Below are 23,424 nucleotides of genomic sequence, written 5' to 3' on the forward strand. Positions count from 1 at the left end.
CGGCGCACCGCCTGTGCTCGACGCCGATGGGGGATTGTCCCTACACTTTCCCTCCGCGCGGTGTGTTGATCGCAGCATGATGAATCGCCGAAGGCGGGAGGAGTGGCTCGGCGGGGAGCGCGGCGATTACCACGAAGGAGCTTGCAGCACCAATGGAATTCTGGCTGTGGGGTGGATTTGTCGCGTTCGTACTCATTATGCTCGCCCTGGACTTGGGTGTGCTGAATCGCAAGGCCCATGTTGTCAACACGCGGGAGGCGCTGATCTGGGCGGGGTTCTGTGTCTTTCTCGCGCTGATGTTCAATGTCTTTCTGTACTTCGCCTACGACCGCAACTGGTTCGACATCGCCACGCGCGGCGGCACGCTCTCGGGCAAGGCGGCCGCGATGCAGTTCTTCACCGGATGGCTGATCGAACAATCGTTGAGCCTCGACAACATTTTTGTCATCGCGCTGATTTTTCAATACTTCTCGGTGCCGCGCATTCACCAGCACCGCACGCTCTTCTGGGGCATCATCGGCGCGCTCGCCATGCGCATGGCGATGATCCTCGCCGGGGCGGCGCTCATCCAGCGATTCACCTGGACCATCTATGTGTTCGGGGTTCTGCTATTATATACAGCTGTAAAGATGTACCGCTCGCAGGACGAGGCCGTCGAGCCGAATCGCAACCCGCTGGTGAAGCTGGCGCGAAAGCTGTACCCCGTCACGGACGAATTCCACGGCGAGAAGTTCTTCGTACGCGTGGATGGCCGCCGGGCGATCACGCCGCTCTTTCTCGTCCTGCTGGTGATTGAGAGCACCGACCTGCTGTTCGCGGTGGATTCCATCCCGGCGATCTTCGCGATCACCAAGGACCCCTTCATTGTGTTCACGTCCAATGTTTTCGCGATTCTGAACCTGCGGTCGCTCTATTTCGTATTAGCCAGTATGCTGGAGAAGTTCAAGTATCTCAAGCCGAGTCTTGTCTTCGTGCTGGCATACGTCGGCGTCAAGATGCTGGTGTCGCATCACTATCACATTCCGACGGCGTTCTCGCTGGCCGTCATCATCGGCATCCTCGCGGTCGGCATCCTCGCGTCGGTGATCAGCAGCCAGCGCGAGAAGAGCCGGAGCGCCTGATATGCTATTCAAGACCGCCAGACGACTGGTCATCATCATCGTCGGCTTCACGGTCGTGTTGATCGGCATAGCGCTGATCGTCCTGCCGGGGCCGGCGTTCCTGGTGATTCCCGCGGGCCTGGCGATTCTGGGTACGGAGTTTCTCTGGGCGAAACGGTTGATGAACCGCATCAAGCGCAAGACCGGGGCCGTGCTGGGGAAGTTCGAGACCGTTGTCTTCTGCCCGAACTGCGAGGCCGATCTGGTTGGCAAGCAACTCAAACCCGGCCATGTCTGCCCGGAATGCGACGCGCCGATATCGTCCGATACGGCTGACCGGGCCAATGCCGAGCAGGCCCGTCGAACGTCAAAGAACTGAATCGTCTTCTCGCTTCTGCGCGGCCGGGGCGGCGGCGGGGGAGGGGCGCCAGGCTCGCAATACTTCGTCCGGAATAGGAAATCGGTAGGCTTCGGGCTGCTCCACCCAGGGCGGCAGGGCGGGGCGGGGCAGGGGGTGATCTTCCAGCCGATGCTTCAACGTGCTGGCGCGGCGTCGGCCGGGGTAGGACTTGTGCGCCCAAAGCCTCCAGCACATGTCGATGACTTCATCGCGCAGCCTGACGACATCACGATTGCGACAGCAGTCAAAATAAACCCTCCCCGATCCGCATGGACACGGCGCTTCCGGTGCGATCCGCCCCAGGCGGAGATAGTGCTCGGCCAGAATCCGGTCGCGCTGCCGGACCCGCGCGGCCCGATTGACCAGCATGAGGCCAACCATCGCCGCTGTGCCGAACGCAACAAGCATCAGAACCAGGAACAGCGCTGGCATTGCATCGTCTGATGCCACGAATCATTCTCCTGCCGAGCGCCACGCCGCTCCGCGTCACTCTCGCGCGGGCCACGGGTACGCGACGACGCTGCGATGGCCGTCGCGATCCACGGCGCGAATGCCGAAGACGTAGTGGTCTTTGGATAGTTCGTGTGTGTAGCTTGAAACCAGACCGACCGGTCGAGACGCCTCCCACGTCGGAGCGCTGGTTCTGCGCCAGACCACTTCGTATCCGGCCAGGTCCGGCTCTTTGCCGAGATCCCATGCGAGCGTCGTCGTGTTTTCGAGTTTGGCCGTGATGACCCGCGCATTGGCGGGCGGCGCCGGCGCGAGGGCCAGCGATGCCAGCGCTGCGGCGTTTACACGAGCGACGCGCGTCAGGTAGGCGAAGTCCACGTGTTCCACGACATCGCCATACGAGCGGCCGCCCTCGGTGCGCACGTTCTGATGCTGCCGGTCGTAGTTTTCCTGCATCTCGGTGATGCGGATCGCCGGGTATCCCTGTTCGCTGAAGGCCGTGTGATCGCCGCCGCGAAGGAAGCGATCTTTGCGATACACCAGCATCGTCTCGAATGCGGGCATGTAACGGCACGCGGTCTCTTCGAAATATCGCGCCAGCTGTCGCGCGGGGGAATCGCTTTCCGCACCGATGGCGATGCGAATCTTGCGGTCTTCCTCCGATTCCTGCGCCGGTATGCCCTCGCTGAAGACCCGCACACGCCGATCATCCCGAACGCCCAGCGTGTTGATCGAGTTGCCGACGATGTCGTTCGTGATCATGCCCGCGATGTTCGCATTCCGCAGGCGGTACTGCTTCGCCAGAAACCGTGAACCGACGAGGCCTTGTTCCTCGCCGGCAACGCAGGCAAATACGAGCGTCGCGTCGAACGCATGACGCGACATGACCCGCGCCAGCTCCATCACCACCGCGACGCCGCTGGCATCGTCGTTCGCTCCCGGCGCGTCGGACGCGGCGTCCTTCGGGTCGCTGGGGATCGAGTCGTAGTGTCCGCTGATCAGATAGATGCGGTCTTTCGAAGCAGGATCCGCACCCGGCAGCGTCGCCAGAATGTTCACGACTTCCACGTCTCGAAAGACGCGGTTGCCGTCGGCCTTGGCGGTGAAGGATTGGGCCTCGACGCTTAATCGCCCGCCGGACTGGGCGGCGATCTTGTCCATTTCGGCTTTGATCCAGCGCCGCGCCGCGCCGATGCCACGGAATTCACTTTGGGTCTCGCTCAACGTGTGCCGCGTGCCAAAGGACGCGAGCTTCTCCACGGTCGCGCGGAGGCGGTCCTGCGATATTTCAGCGACGATCTGTCGCACCTGCGGATGGCCGCCCGGCGCGCAGCCGACGACAACCAATAGCGGCGCGCACAAGAACGGCAACAATGCTCCGGATATACGATTACGTTTCCTTGCCAAGCAGTTCGAGCGCATAGCGGTGTGCGGATTCCCGGGTGGACAGCTCGCCGTTGAGTTGAGCATAGTACACTTGATCAAGCACTTTCTTGTAAATGGGGCCGCGCGGCACGTTCAGCCGCGCCAGGTCGTCGCCGGTCAGCAGAGGTCTGGGCGCGACATCCTGCTGGGGAATGGCGCGGATGCGAGCCCGAATTCGCCGGTACGGTGCCAACGATTGCTCCGTGGCTCGGAGCCGTGCTGCGAACATCGAAACAAGATCGCCGAATGCTTCGTGCGCCATGAGCAGCTTCAAGTCCGCCAGCGTCAGCCGGCCAGGTTCATTCAGCGCATTCTGCTTTTCGTGCACCCACGTGACCGTTCGCCGCGTTTGATTGCTGCATCGAAGCGCATCGCAAGACTCGCCGACCTTCGCGCGCGACATGGCGTGGAGTACGACTGCGAGACAGAGATCGGCGCTGCTTCGTACCGGCAATTCGCCCAGCCAATCTTCGATCAGGTTTTCGTGACCGCGCAGGGCCTGCGCTTGCGGCCACAGATGAAACAAGACCCCGCTGCGATGAAGCAACGAGAACGCCTTCGCCCGGCGGGGATGCTCGAACATGGCGATCAGCTCGGTCCAGATGCGTTCGGGGCTGATTCGCGCGATCGCCGGAGCATGTTCGCGCATCGCTGCCCACGTCCCACGCTCGATCTCAAAATCAAGCCGGGCCGCGAATCGTATCGCGCGGAGCAAACGAAGATGGTCCTCGGCAAACCGGCGATCCGGTGATCCAATCGCACGAATCACGCGACGCTTCAGGTCGTTCTGCCCGTCGACGTGGTCGATGACGCATCGCGCGATCGGATCATAAAACATGCCGTTGATCGTGAAATCGCGCCGCGCCGCATCGTGCCGCGCGTCGGTGAATCGCACGGCGGCAGGGCGGCGGCCGTCGGCGTAGTCCCCGTCGGTGCGAAAGGTCGCCGTCTCGATGGCGTACGGCCCGATTCGAACCAGGACGACGCCGAACTTCGCGCCGACTTGCTGCGTCCGCCGGAACAGACGGATGACCTCGCGCGGCTCTGCCGAGGTGGCCACGTCGTAGTCGTCGGGCCGTTTGCCCAGCAGCATGTCGCGCACGCAGCCGCCGGCGAAGTAGGCGACATGGCCCGCCGTTTGCAAGGCGCGGACGACCCGCAGCGCCGCGCCGCGGGGCGTGAGCGTCTGTCGTTCGGCAGGTGAAAGTGGCCGAGCAGGGCGGGAGGACATGGCATCAATGCGGGCGGCTTACGCTCCCTCAACAGCAAATGGTCGGTACAAGGTGATGGTCATCGTACCGTAAGAGCGAGCTTCGTGGGCATGCCAACGGCCGGCCATTCGCGGCGGTGCGGAAAAGCGAATATCGTGCCGCCAGACCAGGGTCGAATCGGCTTCGATCGGCACCTGGTCTCCAAGCCGCTCGAACACTCGGACAATCGGCGCGCCGGCCTCGACTTTCTCACTCAACGGATAGGGCGGATCAACGAAGATGAGACCATACGCGCTGTTTGGCTGCGGCGGTCGGGCCAGGAGCGTCTCGGCAGCCGTGGGGACAACGGTCGCGCCGTTGATTTTCAGCGCCTGGAGATTTTCACGCAGGCATTGAAGCGCAGCCGGATCGCGTTCTACGAATGTCACCGAAGCGGCTCCGCGCGAAACCGCTTCGATTCCCAGCGACCCTGCGCCGCTATACAGGTCAAGCACGTGCAATGCCGGCAACTGCCCGGGCATCGCCAACCGCGCCCCCAGCCAGTCGAACAACGCGACTTTGACCCGATCAAGGATCGGCCTCGTCGCCAGTCCCGGCGGCGCAACAAGCGGCCGGCCACGATGTATCCCAGCGATGACGCGCATGCTCGGAGAGTATATCGCCTTGGCTGCGGCGGAGGCACGGCGCGAGTCGGTTTGACCCGTGCCCGAAGCGTTCATAGAATCGAGCCGTAGCGTGGCGTTGATCCAGTATTCATTATCCAACCGGCTCCCCGCATGGCCATTCAATCCGTCAAGGGCACGCGCGATCTTTATCCCGAACTGCTCGCGCCGATTCGCCGCATCTTTGATGTCTGGCGAAGCGTTTCGATCCGGCACGGCTTCCTCGAGTATGAGGGGCCGACGCTGGAGATGCTCGAGCTTTATCGGGAAAAGAGCGGCGACGAACTGGTCGGGCAGCTCTTTCGACTGACCGATGCCGGCGGGCGCGAGTTGGCGCTGCGACCCGAAATGACGCCGACGCTGGCGCGAATGGTCGCCGCGCGGATCAACGCACTGCCCAAGCCGATCAAGTGGTTCAGTATTCCCACGCTCTTTCGCGGCGAGAATGTGCAGCGCGGGCGGCTGCGAGAATTCTACCAGTGGAACATCGACGTGATCGGCGCGGCGGAACCAGCGGCCGATGCCGAATGCATCCTCGTTGGCATCGAAGCGCTGCGCGAACTGGGCCTGACCGCCAGTGATTTCTGCGTCCACATCAGCAATCGGCGATTAGTCTCCGCGATGCTGGAAGCCGTGAAGATTCCGAAGGAGGTCCACGGCCGCGCTTTCGCCCTGATGGACAAGGCGTCCTCCATGCCGGAGGCGGATTTCGCAAAAGTTTGGGACGCGGCCTTTTCGGAGCAATTGGCGGCGGACCGACTGCGCGCGGTGATGAGCGTGCCAGATCCGGTGCTGCTTAAGAGCGAACTCGGCCCGGCGGTGGGGGGAGGCGAGCTGGAAGACGCGATCCTGCAAACGGCCACGGTGCTATCCAACCTCAACGACTTCGGTGTCGGGGAGTATTGCCGGTTCGATATGCACATTGTTCGCGGGCTGGCGTATTACACCGGGCCGGTTTTTGAATTCTACGATCGTTCGCAGAACGAGCGGGCCATCTGCGGCGGGGGGCGCTACGATGATTTGCTCGGTAAGCTCGGCAAGTCGTGCGAGCCGGCGGTCGGCTTCGGCATGGGTGACGTCGTTCTGTCACTCCTGCTGGAGGAGCGCGGTTTGTCGAAGCCGCAACGCGCCGAGCAGGTTGTGTTTGTGGCCGATGCCGACCCCGCTTGCCGCGCGCACGTTTATCACATCGTGGCGGCGATCCGCCGGTGCGGCATTCCCGCGGATTTCGTTTACACGCACCAGCCCCTGCACAAACAAATGAAGACCGCCGACAAACGCGGCGCGACCACGGCGATCATCCTGGGCGATGAAAGCGGCGATGGGGGGGCGACGGTGCAGATCAAGGATATGAAGAAGGGGACGCAGCGCTCCGTCTCGATGGAAGCCCTCTTGCAGGACCCGCGCCGCGCACTGGAGGGCGCCCCGTGACCCCGCGTCGTAGCCATTACGAAATGGCGTTCGAGAGTTACCTCAATCAGCGCGGCACGGCGTACGTCGCGGTGGAGGATGTCAAGCATCTCGCCGGGAAAGGGCGGACCGGGGCGAAGGCGTTTGATTACATCATTTATCCGCCGGGCAGCGGGCCTTGCCTCGTCGATGTCAAAGGCCGCAAGATCGCCTCGCGCAAGGCCGCCGAGGATTGCCGCACCAACAACTGGGTCACGCGCGGCGACCTGGACGGCCTGGCCCTCTGGCAGGAGGCGTTTGGGCCCGATTGCAAAGCGATGTTCGTCTTCGCCTTCTGGCTGGCGGGACTGCCGCAGGAGACGCAACTGGTCATCAACGGATCGCCGCTGTTCAACTTCGCGGGACGTCGCTACAGCTTCTGGCTCGCGCCGCTGACGGAATACGCGGCGCAGGTGAAGGTACGTTCCATGCGATGGGATACCGTCAGCGTGCCGCGTGAACAGTTCGCGACGTTGAGCAAGCCCCTTGAGAAATGCTGGCTGGCCGCGCCATGTTGAAACCCGATGTTGCGGGGCAGGCTCATGGCGATACAATTCCAGCATGGCGCAACGGCGAATCAGCAAGACGGCGAGGCGGTGGCATCTGTTAGCTTGGACGATGGTCCTTTTGCTGGCGGTCACGACGGCATTCGCGCAGACCGATGATCCGGCAATCAAACCGATCAACGTGGACAAGCTCCCCGCGTCTCGACCGCTCGTCGAGTATGCACTGGCGGGAGCGTTCCTGATCGGCGCGCTGGCCATCGCCTTCAAGCCGAGCAAGCGAACGCCGCAGGAACAATAGACCCGAACAACAACCGGCCCTCAATCTGAACGGGGTGACATAAATGACAAAACGCGCGATCATCGTGCTGCTGGTGGGGGTCAACCTGCTGCTGTTGGCAACGCTGATTTTGTCTACGCCGCCAGGCTCACAGGCGTACGCCCAGGCCGCACCGCTGGCACAGAACTACCTCATGGTGGCAGGGCAGATTCGCCGCGGCCAGGACGCTCTGTACGTCATCGATCTCGCCTCGCGGCGGCTGCATGTGTTTGTTACCAGTCGTGCACAGAATGACCGCAAGGTGTTCCACGCCGGCGTGCGGGATCTTCAGCGCGAATTTCGCGGGGCGGTTGGCAAATAAACGAATTGTGTTCCATTGGCAGCGCGCCGACGACGCCGCCTAAGTTTGAATTCAGAGGATTGAACTCCATGAACGACAGCAAGAACCTTGCGATTGGCGTCTTGTCGATCACCGGCGTCGTCCTGCTGGCGGCCGTGATCCTTGCCACATCGGGCGTACAGAATCCGGTCCAAGCCGTCGGCATGCTCGACCGCGGCGGGGATTACATCATGGTCACCGCACAGTTCAGCGAGAACGACGAGATCGTGTACATCACCGACGCCGCCGCCCAAATCACCAACGTGTACAACTACGACACGACCCGACGGGAACTGATTCTCTGGGATCAGATCGACCTCAAGCGAGTGCTGGGCGCAGCTCGGCCGTAGGCGAAGCCACTCGATCAGACGAGTACGTCAAGAATCTTTCGCATACAACTGCTCATTTGCCCCCCCTGTTTGACGTCCCATAATGACTGTTATGTTGCGTTCAATGGTGGGGCGGCTAGTGTACTGACACAGCGATGAATCCAGCTTCAAACCTGCCATTTTCCTCCAGGCCGAACCGCCCAAGTGCCACATCCGGCCTTGATGGAACGGATGCCGAATATCGCGTGTTACCCGCCGAGGCGGGATATGACCTCTGGGCCGAGATTTATGACGAAGAAGACAACCCCCTGATCCAGTTGGAACAGCCCCGCGTCATCGCCCAGATGGGTGACGTTCGCGGGCTGACCATTGCGGACGTCGGTTGCGGGACCGGTCGGCATACGCAATGGCTGGTGGCGGCCGGGGCGAGTGTGATCGGATTGGATTTCTCGCGTGGCATGCTGGAAAGGGCGCGGGCCAAGCCGGGCTGTGCAAACGTGGATTTTCGGCAGCATGACCTGTCGGCCCCCCTTCCATTCACGGACAGCGAAATCGACCGGATTGTCTGTGGCCTGGTGCTGGAGCACGTTTCGGAATTGGGTTTCGTGTTTGCGGAGTTTCGCCGTGTGCTGCGTCCGGGCGGTTTCGCCGTGGTCTCGAATCTGCATCCAGCGATGATGCTCCGGGGAGTGTCGGCGCGGTTCACCGATCCGCGGACGGGCGTTCAGACTCGGCCGCGCAGTTGTACGCACACGATCAGCGACTACGTGAACGCGGCGTTGCAGGCGGGCCTGGCGTTGGATCATTTGAGCGAGCACGCGGTCGATGCGGCGCTGGCGGCGCGTTCGCCGCGATCGGAGAAGTACCTGGGCTGGCCCCTGCTGCTGCTGATGCGAGCGGCGCGGCCGATTGAATAACTTTTACTAATAGCTATTATATGAATACAATTGACATAAGACGAAAGACTATAGTCTTACTTATGGCGGGAGGGTTGGGCTGCGCGCCGCGGCCGGGCGCCGCGCCGACGCCATCCCAAACTGCCCCCACGCCCCACGCCGCCGGCCGCTTCGACCAGCTTTACGATCGCACAACCCGACGATTCGTACACGCGGACTTTTACAAACCCGATCCATCGCACGAAGCCGATCCCCTGTTTCCGCTTGCTCCGCTTATTGTGATCGAGCGAACCAATTCCAACCCCGGCGCAGCCGACTGGTCGGGCGGGAACCTGCCCCCCCTGGTGCTGCATACCGCGGAGGCCGAGATCCATTTCGGCCCTGTGCTTAGGCGCCAGATCCTCTTTCAACGACAACCTTTTCTCGCCCAGCACCGAACCAACGCCTCCACAACGACCGAGATGCTCATCAGGCCGCCGGTGGTTCGATTTACCCTGACAGAGCTTGGTGCTCCGATGATCGCCGAAATCCTGCCAGCATCATCAGGAGAATCGGCCGGGCCGCTGGTGGTTTTTGTGAGCCGAACTCTGGAAGACGCGGCCCGGCGGCAATACGGGTCGCCGCTCCCCCACCGCCGCTACGCATGCGAACCGCCGATTGAATCCGTACCCGAAATTGTCGTAGCCGGTGTATTTGAGGATCCGCCGGTCGTGTCCGGCCCCTACTTGTACTTTGCCGAGGATCAGCAAACGCTGACCAAGGTGATCTGTCGCTGCTCGCCTTCGCAAGTCGGCGATTTCACCGCCAACCAGTACTACCAATTATCGCCGCTGACAAACGCTGCACACCTTGATGGCGTGTTTTCATTCACCGATCCCTCGCCGCTCACCGAGATACTCCGCCTGCCCGACGCATTGCCCTAATACGACTCATGCCGTCGCGGGGTCGCGTCCTTCCGGATCAAGCCCGAAGGTGCGAATGGCGTCTTCGACGGCTTTCGCATCGATCGTACCTCGCGCCACCAGTTGATGCAGCGCGGCCACCACGATCGACTCGGCATCCACCTCAAAATGCCGCCGCAGGTCTTCTCTCGCCTCGCTGCGGCCGAATCCATCGGTGCCCAGCGGACAGAACCCCGCCGGCGCCCATCTCGCCACTTGCTCCGCCACGGTCTTGACGTAATCACTGGCCGCCACGATGGGCGCCGGATCCGATGCCATTTGCTGCTCGAAATAGCCTCGCCGCGGCTTGGCCGATGGATGTAGTCGATTCCACCGCTCCGCCGAAAGCGCGTCTCGCCGCAGTTGCAGGTAACTCGTCACGCTCCACACATCCGCCACGACCTTGTACCGCTCCGCGAGGATCGCCTGCGCCCGGATGACTTCGTTCAGGATCGCTCCGCTGCCCAACAGATGCACGTGCGGCCAGTTTCGTTTACGTTCGCCGCGCTGGTAGAGGTACATGCCGCGAAGAATACCCTCTTCGCAGCCTCCGGGCATCGCCGGCATCACGTACGGCTCGTTGCCAATGGTGATGTAATAAAACACGTCTTCCTGTTTCTCATACATTCGGCGAATGCCGTCACGGATGATGACCGCCAGCTCGTACGCGAACGCCGGGTCATACGTCACGATGTTCGGCACCGTACTCGCAAGCAGGTGGCTGTTGCCATCCTGATGCTGCAAACCCTCGCCGGCAAGCGTTGTGCGACCGGCCGTCGCGCCCATGAGAAACCCGCGACCACGCATGTCGGCATGCGCCCAGATGCTGTCGCCCACACGCTGGAATCCGAACATCGAATAAAAAACGAAAAATGGAATCGTGTTGACGCCGTGCGTGACGTACGCGGTGCCCGCGGCGCTGAACGATGCCAGCGAGCCGGCCTCGGTGATGCCTTCCTGAAGTATCTGTCCGTTGGTCTCCTCACGGTAATACATCAACTGCTTGCGATCGACCGGCTCGTACTTCTGTCCGAAGTGCGCGTAGATGGCGTACTTTTGAAACAGCGCGTCCATGCCGAACGTGCGCGACTCGTCAGGCACGATCGGCACGATCAGCCGCCCCACCTTTTTGTCTTCCAGCAGCCGTGCCAGGATGCGCACAAACGCCATCGTGGTTGAGACTTCGCGCCCCCCGCTGCCGCTGTAGAACTCGTTGAAGCATTTCTCGGACGGTTCCTCGAGCGGATGTGCCCGCACGACCCGCCGCGGGATGTAGCCGCCGAGCTTGGCGCGCTGATCACGAAGGTATTGCAGCTCAGGGCTGTTTTCCGGTGGGCGATAGAACGGCGCGTCTTTCAGATCTTTGTCCGAGACGGGGATCTCAAACCGGTCTCGGAAAACCCGCAGCTCTTCTTCGTTCAGCTTCTTCTGCTGGTGTGTGATGTTTTTGCCTTCGCCTGCCTCACCCAAACCGTAGCCCTTGATCGTCCGTGCGAGGATGACGGTCGGTTTGCCGTTCGGGCGCACGGCCCGGTCATAGGCGGCATAGACTTTCTCCGGGTCGTGCCCGCCGAGCCGCAGCTTTTGCAACTGCTTGTCTGAAAGATGCTCAACGAGTTGGAGCAATTTGGGATGCGTGCCGAAAAACTTTTCACGAATGTACGCACCCGTTTCGGTGCTGTACCGCTGCCACTCGCCATCCACGGTCCGCGCCATCAGCGCGGGCAGCAAATGGTCGGTGTCGGCCTCGAACAGCGGATCCCAGTCGTCGCCCCATAGCACTTTGATAACGTTCCACCCGGCGCCGCGAAAAGCGGCCTCCAGTTCCTGCACGATGCTGCCGTTGCCGCGAACCGGACCGTCCAGCCGTTGCAGGTTGCAATTCACGACAAAGATGAGATTGTCCAGCCCCTCGCGCGAGGCCAGGGTGATCGCACCCATGCTTTCCGGCTCGTCCATTTCGCCGTCGCCAAGAAAGGCCCAGACGCGACAGTGTTCGGTCTGCGCCAGCCCGCGGTCCTGAAGGTAACGGTTGAAGCGTGCCTGGTAGATCGCCGAGAGCGGGCCGAGGCCCATCGAGACCGTCGGAAACTCCCAGAAATTCGGCATGAGCCAGGGGTGCGGATAACTGGACAGCCCGCCGCCGGGCTGAAGCTCGCGGCGGAAATTGTGCATCTGCTGCGCCGTCAGACGGCCCAGCAAATAGGCGCGTGCATAAATACCAGGCGATGCGTGCCCCTGAAAGTAGATCTGGTCACCGGATCGCTCCGGCGTGTTGGCTCGGAAGAAATGCTGAAAACCGACTTCCAGCAGCGTTGCCGCGCTGGCATACGTCGAAATGTGACCGCCGATTCCGCTGGAGCGACGGTTCGCACGAACAACGAGCGCCATGGCGTTCCATCGCAACAGGCTCTTGAGCCGCCGTTCGATCGCCCGGTCCCCGGGGTACTTCGGCTGCTGATCAACTGGAATCGTATTGACGTACGGTGTGTTCGCGCTGAAAGGAACCGGCATCCCCCGGGCGTAGGCGTAATCGCGCAGCACGGTCATCAGGTAACCCGCCCGGGTCTGCCCCTGATGAGCGATCACGGCGCGAAGCGAGTCGAGCCATTCCTGGGTTTCGACCGGGTCGGTGTCGAAGCGTTCAAAGTCATTCATCCAAGCAAGCCTTCCGGGGCGGGATTGGTCACTGCCTCCGCCGCAGCGGTGGATTGTATGAAAAAAACGGCGCGGCGGTAGCGTCCCGCCGGAGGGGAATCCGAAAATCGTTCTTTCGCTACGACGCATGGAATGACCGCGTCGATGAATACGGCATGCACGCTTCCGCCCCACCGCGCCCGACCCGAATCGACGTCGCACGACCCAGTCTTGTTCCGTCGCCGATTCGGGGCTTGAAGAGCGTCGAGCCGGTACCCAGCTTACGCTCCGTGGGGCACGTTTCACCGACCGAAGCGGCGCAACAATCCCGGCGCTGGCGGACGTCGTTCTGTTGCATGCTGCTCGGTGCGGTTGTGTTCGTCGTTCACGCTCCCACGTGGGGCGATTGGATCGCGCTGACGCCCGACAGCTTCATGTTCCTGACCGCTGCTCGCAGCCTCGCGCAAACGGGCGCGCTGCCGCCCGAACAGCCGCAATGCCCTCCGGGCTTCTTCTATGTGCTCGCGCCCTTTCTGCGATTCAGCGACACGCCGTGGCTCGCGATTCGCATCGCGGCGTCGCTTGCATCCGCCGCTGCGGCGATAATGACGTACGTATTAATCAAGCGGCGATTGAGCCGGATCGACGCGCTGTTCGCAGGTCTCGCCGTCGCCACCAGTGGGTGTCTCCTTCAACAATCAGTGAACCTGTTGTCGGAATTCGCTTACCTGCCGTTCTCGCTGCTCGCACTCTGGCTGATCCGCCGCATGAGCGATGCTCTGCTCGCACCCGGACCGTACTGGAGGCGGGCGGCTTGGGCCGGCGCGGCGACGGCGGCATGCCTGCTTGTGCGGTCGATCGGCATCGGACTGCTGATCGCCGGAGCGGTGATGTGTCTCCTGCATATTCGAAAGTCCCCACGAAAGGCGATGGCGGCTCTCCTGCTCTTCGCGGCGCCGACCGCCCTGTCGCTCGGCGCATGGGAACTTCGCCAAGCGGCCTATCCTCCGACGCGCCATTACACCGACATCTGGTCAAGGCCGCTTTCCAGAGAACGACTCGACGTCTCCGGGCTGCGGCTCCAGGCCGAGCGGCTGTTTCGCTACGGCCCCGCGCGGCTTGACGCGCTGAAGTCGCTCGTCGTTCCAGAGCACGTCGGCTGGCGATTTTTCCAGTCGCCGTGGAATCATCCTACGTCATGGGCCATCGGCGGCCTGTTGATCGTCTGGTGCGCGGTGCGACTGCTCAAGCGCCCCGCCGCGGAAGACGCATATTTTCTCATCACACTCGGAATAATCTCGGTTTGGCCCTATCAGGAGGGCATGCGGCTGGCCGCCCCGCTGCTGCCGATTGCCTGGTGCTACGTCGTTGAAATCGTGGCCGCCGTGAGGCAGAGAATACACCAGTCAGGGCGAATCCGCCTCGCACATGGCACGATGTTGGCGGCAATCGTGATTGTCGCGTCCGCCGCCGCGTTGGAACGTGTCCACCTTCAGAAGTCATTTGCGATCCTCGCGGCCAAATCCTCCGCACGACTTGAATCCGGGCGCAATCTCGCCATTTGGCTTGACTCGCGCGTGCTGCCGGGCGCCGGTCTGATTTGTGTGACCGATCAGCAAAGCGACGCCAAACTGACCGCCATCGCGGCGAATTATCTCGGCCGTCGGGCGATTGCACAGTTTCGAGACGTGGACGGTGCCGAAGCGCAGGCTGTTCTCCGCGAACTGAAGCGCAACGGGCCGCTGCTGGTGGAAAGCTCAATCTTGGAACTTCGGCTTTCTTCTCCAACCGTTGCCTTGCGCCCCTCCTCCACCGCCGCCACTTCGCAGGCAACTGATGGATTCATACTTCTGTCGCCTAATCAGATCGAACATTGGCCCGAAAAGCAATAGATGAGTTGACAGCTCTGGTTGCGGCTTCGCCGTGACGGGGATGCGCTCGCCATCCTGCTCATGGTGCTGCGCCGGCCGCGACGGCCACCGCAGACCACTGACTATTACAAGCTCTTTCACCCCTCTCCCTTTCATACAACTGTTTAAAAACCCCTCTCCCTTTCATGCAAGCTCTCTCTTTCAAAACCCCCTCTCCCTTTCAGGGAGAGGGTCGGGGTGAGGTGAATCCTTTCGTTTGAGCTACTTTCCCCTCACCCAACCTCTCCCCAGGGGAGAGGAGTTTGAAACCAGTTTGCTTCGTTGAAAACATCTTGACTTCGAGGCGTTGATTTTGTAAACGCCGTTCATGGCGAAGAACACCAATCTCCTGCTGAACGTCGCAACGCTGAGCATGAAGGTCGCCGGGCGGTGCCTGCTGCCGTACGGCCACCCGAAGAGTCCGCATAAGTTCACGCAGCGGCAACTGATGACCTGCCCGGTGCTGCGGGCTTATACCAAGACCACCTATCGCGGGGTGATTGAACTGCTCGAAGCCTCGGGCCAGCTTCGCCGCATTCTGTGCATGGAGCGGCTGCCGCACTACTCGACGCTCAAGAAGTTCGCTGATCGCACGGTGATTCCGGAGATTCCTGGATTCCTGCTGCAAGAGATTCTGCGTGAGGTGGGTGACCAGAGCGACGAAGTGGCGATGGATTCGACGGGTCTGGAGACCTCGTCGGCCAGCGCTCACTACGTCAGCCGCAGCGGGCGGCAGCGCCAGCAGTACGTGAAGGTGTCGGCGTCTGTGACCTGCAAGAGCATGCTGGCGGCGGGTCTGGTCGTCGGCTGGGGCCGGGCAACGACAAGGCTGAAGCGCGCTGGCTCCTGACGGAAACCGCCCAGAAGCTGCGCCCGAAGTATTTGTACGCGGATGCCGGCTACGATGCGGAGTGGGTTCATACGTACTGTCGTGAGACGTGGGGCGTGCGCAGTTACATCCCGCCGGCGGTGCATCGCCGCGATGGCGGCGTGAACGGTCGCTACCGATCGCAGATGACGCGGCTGCCGAAGCGGTATGGTCGTCGCTGGCATGTCGAGTCCTTCTTCAGCGGGCTCAAACGCACCATGGGATCGCACCTGAACGCCCGCACAGAACGCGGTCTGTTCACCGAAGCAGCGATCCGCGTCCTGGCCTACACCCTCCGGCGATAGCCGGGGGCAAATTCGCAGCAGATGTTGTCAACAGAGCAAAACCAGTTCTAGCCATTGTCCACTGGCCGCTGCCCTGCGGCCCTTTGCTCACGGCTGACGGTTCACGGCTACTGTCTGAACCACGGCTCACGGCCACGACTTGGCACACGACCTACGACTCACGGCTATTGGCTCACGGCTTCTGGCATACGACTGACGGTTCACGGCTTCTATCCGGCACACGGCCACTGCTTCTACGTGGCGTGCGGTTACCGGCGGCGGGCACAGGGCTTATGGCAAATCGCAAACAGTCCGAAAATTTCCCTTGACACGCCTTCGGCAACTGTGTTATACTGCTGTCATCTTGTGGAGGCGGGCTTGCCGCCCACCGGGCAATCGGGCGGCCAGCAGTGTGCCATTGGCGCGTCGTTGGACGCAGGAGGCCCAACCAATGGACCGACGTAGCACGCTTCGACCCGTAGCTGTTCTCTCTCTCTCTCTCTCTCTCTCATGCTCTGCGCGCTGACCATTCGATCCACGGTCGCTGAAGACCCGCCACCGGGCGGCAATACCGAGCCGCCGTACGGACAGCCGCTGTGTGGCGCGGTGCCGGTGGAGGGCACCCCGGTCTTCACAGGCGCCATGGGCTGGGCCAAGTACGCATTTCACAACCCGCCGCAGAACTACAACCCGAACACTTGGTATGAAGTGACCCACCCAGGGGATTATCTTCCGGGCGTAGAGACGCCCATTCAGCACACGCTTCGCTACGCCATCGAACAATTGACCGGCCCGCGGAATATCAAGGTGCTGGTCAACGGGACCATCAAGCTCAAGAGCCGGCTTAGCATGGATGACCAGTCTTACGTGAAAATCACCGGCGAGTACGCCACCGGGATCGGCCCGACGGTGACCGGCGACGAGTTCCGCATCAAGGACTGCAACAACATCGTGCTGCGGTACCTGCGCTTTCGCTCCGCCGAGGACCCGACAAGCTACCACTGTGCCCGTTCGCTGCTGATCCTTGGCGAGGACGAAGGCTGCAACGACATCATCGTGGATCACTGCTCCATCGGCGCATCGCGTGATGACAACATCTCTGTCTATGGCAAACTTTGCCGCGTCACGGTCCAGAACTGCATCATCGGCGGCGGGGTTATGAGCATTTCCAAAGCCGGGATCGGATCAGGAGGACTGGCCTCAAATGAACACGAGCGATTGACCTATTGTCGGAACCTGATCACGAACACCAAGGAGCGGCAGTTGCACTTTTCCGGCCATGGAAGAGTCGATTTTTTCAATAACGTGGTGTCGATCAACAAATGGGCGATTGAACTTGCTTCGGATAACGGAACGGACAGCCCCAAGATCAACATCATCAATAATCAGTTTGAAACAGCCAACGCATGGACGCGCGGCACCTACTTTGAAGACCCCATCCGTGCCAGAATCATCAATGCGCCGACCAACCCGCCGACTTCCTATTCCGCGCATTTGCCGAAGAGCACGAACGAACATTCAATCTTTGTCAGTGGCAACCGTTACCGCCGATACAATCCTGTCGAATCACAATATGAAGAGCCGTACCTGCTCGAGGATTTTCCCCAGTGGGCGATGACGTACGACTTCAACAACAACGCCGGCCATTCAAATCCGCTGCCGGGTGAGACCGATTTCCCGACGGTCCTTGCAAAGTCGACTGCCTTCGACATGCCAAGCGACACGATCCTCGACACGGAGGACGTGAAGGATCACGTGTTGGCCAACGCGGGATGCCGGCTGCCGGTGAGCGGCCAAGTCCTGGACGAACATGATAAGGACCTCGTCGACGCCGCCGAAGTCGGCGACCGATTGTATAAAGAAGACGAGGGGGACAACAACGGCTTCCCCGGAACACCAATTTTGGTCTCGCCCGCGGACGAAGCCACTGGCGTCTCGACGACCGTCACGCTCTCGTGGGCCGCGAGCGATGAGACGAATTGCTATCTAATTGCATTTGGAACTTTGAACCCACCCTCAATCAATCACGCATGTCAAGTATCGGATCCTTGTTGCGCGACTCCGACGCAATGCTGTACACCGGACACGGAATTTGAGCTTTCTGGCTTGCAGCCGAACACAACTTATTACTGGCAGGTGTACGCCAAGAACCCGTGCAGCATTGTTCCCAGTGCCAACGTTCGATCATTTACAACGGGGTCCTAATCCATGGAGGCTTCGACCATGCTCTTGCGTCATACGTGCAGCATTCTCTTTTTCACCCTTGCATTCGCCAATCCGAGTTTCGGAGTAATCTGGGTTTGGCAGAATGCCGAACCGCTTACATCAAATACGTTTGTCCAGTCTCAGGGTAACCTTGGTTCGTCCCTGTTTCTTCGCTGTGACGCGACGGCTGAACTATGCAAGTGGCGAATCACGACGCGAATGCGCGTCGATAGTGGTTACTCAACCGCCTACTCGCTTTGGATCCGCGACCCTGCCGGGGCGGCCACCCAGTTAAGCATCTCCGAGACCAGCTTCGTCGGTGCGCCGCACGCAACCACGCTCGTGAATCAGGAGAATACAGGGTTCTACCTGTCCAACATCTTCGCGACTGTTCTCAACGGCGACCACGTCATCCCCGCCGGGCCGACCATCTACAACCTGCACAGTTACGTTTTGACGTCGCAGGCCGGTATTGCCCCCGGTACGCTTACACAGCTCCGTGGCGGCTCGGACGGATTCTTCGGGTTCGAACCCGCCGATCCATTTGATAATCGGCACATCGCCGGCTTCGGTGCCAACCCCGGTTTCCAGATCGCCGGCGGGGAATGGCCCAATCCGGTCATTCACATCAATTACGTCCCCGAGCCAACCACCGCCGCGATGCTCCTCGCCCCGGCGGTGCTGCTGTTGCGACGGCAGATACGACGCCCGGCTAATACGTCAATGCGCGACCGGCGGTAAGTCGATATGTTGCGCGGGTTCGGTCAACGTGAAAGCCCACGGCGGCGATGAACAGGCCATCGCGACAACCGTGGGCTTCGGATTCAAACGCGTGTTGGGGGGATCAGTCGATGATCCACTTGCTGGCGCGCAGGGGTCGCCGGGTTTGGAAGAACAGCGCAAGGTCATCCACCATCATGCGGGCGTCGTAGTCCGCCACGCGGCTGATCTGCCGGTTGTTTTCCTGTTGAGTCGTTCCCACGCCGCAGCCCCCGAGCACCGGGACAATCGCCGCGATCGCGAGCACCAGACACAGAAACCTTCGCATCGAATTCATCACGACGAATCCTCCCACTTCAACCAGGCAGTTCGCTTTCCCCAATTGTCGGCGGGAGCAGGGTGCTCCCGAATCGGCCGGTTATGCCGGCCGGGCAGGCAGGTTGTTCACGACGGTTAATTGTATCGTCGACGAGCCGGAAGGGTCAATCGCGGCCGGTCTTAAACTGCCGGCAGCGGGGCCTGGATGCCTTGAACCCGAAGCGGCGGTGGAAAAGACACTTAGCGCCGATAACCATTCCTCATACCGATATTGAATTCCCTGGTCCGCCATGAACTGTTTCAGTTCGCGCAGGCGGGCTTCATAGAATTCATTCTGCCACGCCTGGGCCTGGGGATCGCAGAAATAAACACGACAGCCCAGCGGACGGAACTCGCGGGCAGTACAAACGCCATCAACCTGCCACGGGCAACGGCCCGCCGCTGGTTCCGCCGACAGCCAGCGATCCGCGTAGGCCCGACGAAATGCCGCGACCTCGATCGGCGTCACAAAGAGCCGGTGGCCGGCCCGCGCAAAGTTGCAGCAATGCCCCCGATTCGTGCAACGCGGCTGGTACTCGGCCAGAGCCTCGTCAACCCGCTGATAGAAACCACGAAGGAAGTCGATGACGTCCGGTTGTGCCGACAGGCGATCGAACTCTTGCCGGCGCTCGGCGGATTCGTCGTCATCATGCGGAATCCACCGCTTGAATTCACGCGAGTCTTGATCTCCAGGCGCGCTCATCGTTCCGCATCCTCCCAGCGCACGGCGTTGACGCGCACCTGAATCTGCACGAGCGAATACTGCCGTCCCCGGTTCATGCCAGGGCATCCTTGAGCTGCCTCATCCCAGGCTTCGGGTGATTCAAGATTGATGTCCCAAAAGGGCCACGTGCGGCATTGCAGCGGGCGTACGGGATAAATCGAACAGATCCGCTTGCCGTTCTCCGTTTTCAGGAAACAGCAATCGCCGGACTTCTTGTCTTCCGTGAGGGAGTAGCGACGACCAACCCTTCGAAGATGCTGCGGCGATAACGTATCGTCCGCACGTCCCAGAAACGCGGAGATCCGCTTGATCTCCTCGGGCGTAACGTAAACATAACCCGGCGCGCCGGTGCAGCAGTTACCGCACTGGGTGCAGGTGAACTTCAAGCCCTGATCGTACCACGGTTTGGATGGGGGGTTCCGCTTCATGCCGTTCATTCAAGCCGCACTGGGCGGATATCGAATTAAACGGCATCGTACCTCGGTGTTTCTCGTGTCGCTATCCCTCTTCTTCCTGGGAAAGTGCCTTGCGATGTTCGTCAACGACCTGATGGTCGTTTGCGCAGCCGCCCCCCGTGAGCAGCAAGGCAAGAATCAACAGCAGCGGTAAAAGCCGTGCAACCATCGGTTCTCCCGGCCTGTGGATACCCACGGGTTTCTCCGGCTGGTGGATATCCGCCGCATCGATCCCCGATGCGATCGCGCTATTCAACCACCATTTCGCCCGGTGAGACGTCCTTGACCTCGCCCTCGGTCTTGATTTCCTTCTTCTCCGTCACTTTGTGTTCGTTTTCAGAGCAGCCAATACAGAGGCCCAATCCGAAGCAACAGACCAGGCACATGCCAAGAATTCTGCGAATCATGATTCGAGTCCTTTCGTGCGATTTCACCGACAACCAGTCCAGTCGATTCCGTTTCCAACCGGCACGGACACTAAGTACACCCACGATGAGAAGCAGCCTGTGGCACAGTCGTCTCGCCTGTGATCTACCGGCGGGGCGCCGGCGCCACGCCAGATGAATCATCCTGCGTTTCCACTTAACCGGTCGAGGGACCGCAGCGTCCCCGCGCTGCGGCCCCGGAATGCCCGCGATCACGTTCGGCGGATTACATCCGCTTGACCTTGATGTAGGTATGGACGATCTCCCAGATCTGCATGGCCGGCATCTCCACGGCGACGGTCGCCGTGCCCTCGGCGTCGTATTTGGTGGAGACCACGTACGCGCCTTGGATATACGCCAGCAATTGCGTGTTGATCTCATCATGCTCTGCGACGAAGTCCCGCACCGTCGTCGACGAATCGATCTGGAAACCCATCACCTGCTCGGCCAGCCTCCGCTTGGCATCCAATTCCGCTGCGCGGGCCGCCATGAGCTTGCCCTGCGGCGTATCCGCCTTGTCCGCCGGCGGCACGCCGTTGCCCTCGGCGCGAATCTTCTGGCCGGCCCAATCCGGCAGCTCGATCTTCGCCGTCTTCACGCATGCGGCGATGGCTTGCGGCCGCGGCACGCCCATGCCGACCGCCTGGAACTTCTGCGATTTGATCTCCTGCGAGACCTTCTCGATGTCCATGCCCGTCACGTTGTCGCCTTTGTAATGGCGCTTGTGAAGGCTCTTGATCGTCGTGATGACCTGCTCGGTCGGAACCTCGCACGTTACTTCGACGATCAATTCATCATCGTGATAGTAAGCGTCGCCGACCTGGTACGAACCAGTCAGCGTCGCGGCGCATTCCGCGTCGATCACGTCGGACTCGGCCACGAAATCACGCACATGAGTCGAACTGCTCACACGCAGACCTTTGATGCGCTCCACCAACTTGCGCTTGGCGTCCAGCTCCGCGGCTCGCTGCGCCATCAGCCGCTCCTGCGGCGGCACGCTCTTCCACAGCGCAGGAATCACCGGCGGCGGCGCCGTCACGCCGGCCGGCATGGGAATGTCACCGCCGGGAATCCCCGGCGGCAGTTCCGGTCGCGGCGCGCCCATGCCGACGGCCTTGATGATGTCCTTCTTGTAGTACTGGGTGATCTGACGGAAGTCTTCGGCTTTGAGCTTGTCGCCCTTGTAATGGCGCTTGTGAATTTCCTTCAGTTCTTCGACCAGCTTGGCGACGGTCACTTCGGCTTCGATTGAACAGGTGCCTTCGGAATCCCACTTGGGCTTGCCGAATCGCACCCCGCGCACAAAACCGTCAAAGTCAGATCGAATCGTGTCTGACTCGCACACGAAATCGCGGACATGCGTGTCTGACGTGATTTGCAGTCCCTGGATCGTCTCGCCGAGCTTGCGATAGGCATCGGCCTCGGCGGCGCGCTTGGCCAGCAGCTTGTTCTGGGCATCCCTGGCGGCGTCCTGCGCCGAAACCAGCGCCGGACAAACCACCAGGCAAGCCACGGCGGCGAAGAGTCGGTTTGTTCGTTTCATCGTGGTGTTCTCCTTGGGTCGAGGGATGGAGCGGCCCCCCGGCGGTGTCGCCGGGAAGGACCGGACCGTTGATATCAAGCGAATGGGCGCGGCAGGGAATCCTCCGCGTTGGCAAGTCATCATGGCGGAATAGACACGGCGGACGATCAAAGGTTGGTACGCCTCCCTTCTCCGCGGAAAGCATCCCACCGCCTGCTCGACGGATCCATGGGATCGCGTATCGGCCGATCACATCCGCTCGATTCTCGCGACGGCGGCTTTGTACTGCGGATCGTCGTTGTCATAGGACTTCGCCTGCTTGTAGTACTTTCGGGCCTCGTCGCGGCGGCCGAGCTTCTCGCACGCCACGCCCGCGCCGAAGCACGACTTGTGATCGGTCGGATCGGCGGCGATGGCCTGCTTGAAGCTTGCGAGCGCGCCTTCGTAATCGTCGGCAACCAGCGCATTGACTCCGGCGATGCTGTTCTTGTCGCTGCTGGGCTTCACGGTGATGTCCGTTCGGCGCGACATGGGGATGAATTTCGCGAGGAAATCCTGGGCGTGATGTTCAATCATGCCGCCAATGACCTGATCGCGCGGCGACATGTCGGCCTCGGTCTTCGACGACCCGAAGAACGGGCTGGCGGACGTCTTGGTAAATTCCTGCGACGGCATGCCGTTGTGCGAAATAATCACTTCATTGGTCGCCGGATCCTTGATCTGAAACTGGCAACTCACCGTGATGTTGCGGGCCTCTTCGTCCACCTGCTCGGTATCGACCGAGCCGGCCCCGAACCCGCCGCGACTCCACGCCCCGGCCGCCAGCGACATCGCATCGATGGTGCGCTTCTTGCCGACCTGTTTGTCGATTTTGACCGTGACTTTGCTCGTCAGGATCGCACTGGCGCCCTGGACCTGCGCCGCGGCGACGGAGTCTCCGCTGTCGGTCACGCCGGCAGCGGCGAGGTCCTTCTCGCCCATCGTCATCTTGAGATGCTCTCGGTCAACGAGTTTGATCGGAATGTTGTTCTGCTCGGCCGCGCGCTCCAGATAGGACTGGATCATGTCGGCTGTCAGCTTCGACCATTTGTCCTGATCGAACTCACCGCTGGAGTCCGTCATGTTGGCGTTCATCACCGCGATGTGCATGTGCTGACTCGACAGCGGCGTCTTGGGCTGCGAGCTTTCGGTGATCTCGACGTTGGCTATCGGCGTCTTGGAACAGCCGATAGCCGAAACCGCAAGGGCGAAAGCGGCGAGACAGGCAAACTGCTTCATGGGGTCGATCTCCT

At 61.2% G+C, this 23,424-nt stretch carries 26 protein-coding genes; 14 read left to right on the forward strand and 12 right to left on the reverse strand.

What is annotated here, in order from left to right; genetic code table 11:
* Positions 1-152 precede the first annotated feature (152 nt).
* Positions 153-1,121, forward strand: a complete 969-nt coding sequence (locus HRU71_00985) for a TerC family protein (protein ID QOJ02146.1) — start codon at positions 153-155, stop codon at positions 1,119-1,121.
* Between the two features lies 1 nt (position 1,122).
* Positions 1,123-1,479: a hypothetical protein gene (locus HRU71_00990; GenBank protein ID QOJ02147.1), complete on the forward strand. Its 357-nt coding sequence runs from the start codon at positions 1,123-1,125 to the stop codon at positions 1,477-1,479.
* Here the strand turns inward: HRU71_00990 and HRU71_00995 are convergent.
* From HRU71_00995 to rsmD, 4 genes are read right to left on the reverse strand one after another with little or no spacing between them, the layout of a single operon-like run.
* A complete protein-coding gene (locus tag HRU71_00995; protein ID QOJ02148.1) occupies positions 1,468-1,950 on the reverse strand; it encodes an SEC-C domain-containing protein in 483 nt (160 codons plus the stop codon). The genes HRU71_00990 and HRU71_00995 overlap by 12 nt on opposite strands.
* Before the next feature lie 36 nt (positions 1,951-1,986).
* Complete coding sequence (locus HRU71_01000) at positions 1,987-3,321, reverse strand: M20/M25/M40 family metallo-hydrolase (GenBank protein QOJ02149.1); 1,335 nt, start codon at positions 3,319-3,321, stop codon at positions 1,987-1,989.
* A gap of 19 nt (positions 3,322-3,340) precedes the next feature.
* Positions 3,341-4,606, reverse strand: coding sequence for a CCA tRNA nucleotidyltransferase (locus tag HRU71_01005; GenBank protein QOJ02150.1), 1,266 nt, complete (start codon positions 4,604-4,606; stop codon positions 3,341-3,343).
* A gap of 18 nt (positions 4,607-4,624) precedes the next feature.
* Positions 4,625-5,230, reverse strand: coding sequence for a 16S rRNA (guanine(966)-N(2))-methyltransferase RsmD (rsmD, locus tag HRU71_01010; GenBank protein ID QOJ02151.1), 606 nt, complete (start codon positions 5,228-5,230; stop codon positions 4,625-4,627).
* A gap of 132 nt (positions 5,231-5,362) precedes the next feature.
* On the opposite strand from rsmD, the gene HRU71_01015 reads away from it, so the two are divergent.
* The 7 genes from HRU71_01015 to HRU71_01045 all read left to right on the forward strand — a co-directional run bounded on the left by HRU71_01015 (position 5,363) and on the right by HRU71_01045 (position 10,007).
* Positions 5,363-6,679, forward strand: coding sequence for a histidine--tRNA ligase (locus tag HRU71_01015; GenBank protein ID QOJ02152.1), 1,317 nt, complete (start codon positions 5,363-5,365; stop codon positions 6,677-6,679).
* Complete coding sequence (locus HRU71_01020) at positions 6,676-7,215, forward strand: HYExAFE family protein (GenBank protein QOJ02153.1); 540 nt, start codon at positions 6,676-6,678, stop codon at positions 7,213-7,215. The genes HRU71_01015 and HRU71_01020 overlap by 4 nt, the downstream gene beginning before the upstream one ends.
* 43 nt (positions 7,216-7,258) lie before the next feature.
* On the forward strand, positions 7,259-7,501 hold the full coding sequence (locus tag HRU71_01025; GenBank protein QOJ02154.1) for a hypothetical protein: 243 nt from the start codon (positions 7,259-7,261) through the stop codon (positions 7,499-7,501).
* A gap of 43 nt (positions 7,502-7,544) precedes the next feature.
* Positions 7,545-7,841 carry a hypothetical protein gene (locus HRU71_01030; GenBank protein QOJ02155.1) on the forward strand — a complete coding sequence of 99 codons (297 nt, stop codon included), beginning with the start codon at positions 7,545-7,547 and terminating at the stop codon, positions 7,839-7,841.
* A gap of 68 nt (positions 7,842-7,909) precedes the next feature.
* A complete protein-coding gene (locus HRU71_01035; protein ID QOJ02156.1) occupies positions 7,910-8,209 on the forward strand; it encodes a hypothetical protein in 300 nt (99 codons plus the stop codon).
* 224 nt (positions 8,210-8,433) lie between these two features.
* Positions 8,434-9,105 carry a class I SAM-dependent methyltransferase gene (locus tag HRU71_01040; GenBank protein QOJ02157.1) on the forward strand — a complete coding sequence of 224 codons (672 nt, stop codon included), beginning with the start codon at positions 8,434-8,436 and terminating at the stop codon, positions 9,103-9,105.
* Between the two features lie 257 nt (positions 9,106-9,362).
* Positions 9,363-10,007, forward strand: coding sequence for a hypothetical protein (locus HRU71_01045; protein QOJ02158.1), 645 nt, complete (start codon positions 9,363-9,365; stop codon positions 10,005-10,007).
* Between the two features lie 6 nt (positions 10,008-10,013).
* Here the strand turns inward: HRU71_01045 and aceE are convergent, their stop codons facing one another.
* Positions 10,014-12,683 (reverse strand): pyruvate dehydrogenase (acetyl-transferring), homodimeric type, encoded by a 2,670-nt coding sequence (gene aceE / locus HRU71_01050; GenBank protein ID QOJ02159.1) that lies wholly within the window; start codon positions 12,681-12,683, stop codon positions 10,014-10,016.
* Positions 12,684-12,838: 155 nt separating this feature from the next.
* Here aceE and HRU71_01055 point away from each other — a divergent pair, with 155 nt between their 5' ends.
* The 5 genes from HRU71_01055 to HRU71_01075 all read left to right on the forward strand — a co-directional run bounded on the left by HRU71_01055 (position 12,839) and on the right by HRU71_01075 (position 18,670).
* A complete protein-coding gene (locus HRU71_01055; GenBank protein QOJ02160.1) occupies positions 12,839-14,554 on the forward strand; it encodes a glycosyltransferase family 39 protein in 1,716 nt (571 codons plus the stop codon).
* A gap of 346 nt (positions 14,555-14,900) precedes the next feature.
* Entirely contained in the window at positions 14,901-15,422 is a 522-nt protein-coding gene (locus HRU71_01060) for a hypothetical protein (protein ID QOJ02161.1), read from the forward strand.
* Positions 15,344-15,745: a transposase gene (locus HRU71_01065; GenBank protein QOJ04882.1), complete on the forward strand. Its 402-nt coding sequence runs from the start codon at positions 15,344-15,346 to the stop codon at positions 15,743-15,745. The genes HRU71_01060 and HRU71_01065 overlap by 79 nt, the downstream gene beginning before the upstream one ends.
* A 489-nt stretch (positions 15,746-16,234) precedes the next feature.
* Positions 16,235-17,929, forward strand: coding sequence for a hypothetical protein (locus HRU71_01070; protein QOJ02162.1), 1,695 nt, complete (start codon positions 16,235-16,237; stop codon positions 17,927-17,929).
* 18 nt (positions 17,930-17,947) lie between these two features.
* Positions 17,948-18,670 carry a hypothetical protein gene (locus HRU71_01075; protein QOJ02163.1) on the forward strand — a complete coding sequence of 241 codons (723 nt, stop codon included), beginning with the start codon at positions 17,948-17,950 and terminating at the stop codon, positions 18,668-18,670.
* Positions 18,671-18,773: 103 nt separating this feature from the next.
* Here the strand turns inward: HRU71_01075 and HRU71_01080 are convergent, their stop codons facing one another.
* The 7 genes from HRU71_01080 to HRU71_01110 form a co-directional block, all read right to left on the reverse strand.
* Positions 18,774-18,986: a hypothetical protein gene (locus tag HRU71_01080; protein QOJ02164.1), complete on the reverse strand. Its 213-nt coding sequence runs from the start codon at positions 18,984-18,986 to the stop codon at positions 18,774-18,776.
* Between the two features lie 81 nt (positions 18,987-19,067).
* Positions 19,068-19,709: a hypothetical protein gene (locus HRU71_01085; GenBank protein ID QOJ01964.1), complete on the reverse strand. Its 642-nt coding sequence runs from the start codon at positions 19,707-19,709 to the stop codon at positions 19,068-19,070.
* Entirely contained in the window at positions 19,706-20,158 is a 453-nt protein-coding gene (locus tag HRU71_01090; protein ID QOJ02165.1) for a YkgJ family cysteine cluster protein, read from the reverse strand. The genes HRU71_01085 and HRU71_01090 overlap by 4 nt, the downstream gene beginning before the upstream one ends.
* Before the next feature lie 70 nt (positions 20,159-20,228).
* Positions 20,229-20,441 carry a hypothetical protein gene (locus HRU71_01095; protein QOJ02166.1) on the reverse strand — a complete coding sequence of 71 codons (213 nt, stop codon included), beginning with the start codon at positions 20,439-20,441 and terminating at the stop codon, positions 20,229-20,231.
* Positions 20,434-20,592 carry a hypothetical protein gene (locus HRU71_01100; GenBank protein QOJ02167.1) on the reverse strand — a complete coding sequence of 53 codons (159 nt, stop codon included), beginning with the start codon at positions 20,590-20,592 and terminating at the stop codon, positions 20,434-20,436. Before HRU71_01100 ends, HRU71_01095 begins: the two co-directional genes overlap by 8 nt.
* Positions 20,593-20,836: 244 nt before the next feature.
* Complete coding sequence (locus tag HRU71_01105; protein ID QOJ02168.1) at positions 20,837-22,153, reverse strand: hypothetical protein; 1,317 nt, start codon at positions 22,151-22,153, stop codon at positions 20,837-20,839.
* A gap of 228 nt (positions 22,154-22,381) precedes the next feature.
* Entirely contained in the window at positions 22,382-23,410 is a 1,029-nt protein-coding gene (locus HRU71_01110; GenBank protein ID QOJ02169.1) for a tetratricopeptide repeat protein, read from the reverse strand.
* Between the last annotated feature and the right edge of the window lie 14 nt (positions 23,411-23,424).

Source organism: Planctomycetia bacterium, assembly GCA_015200345.1.
Lineage (GTDB): Bacteria > Planctomycetota > Phycisphaerae > UBA1845 > UTPLA1 > PLA3.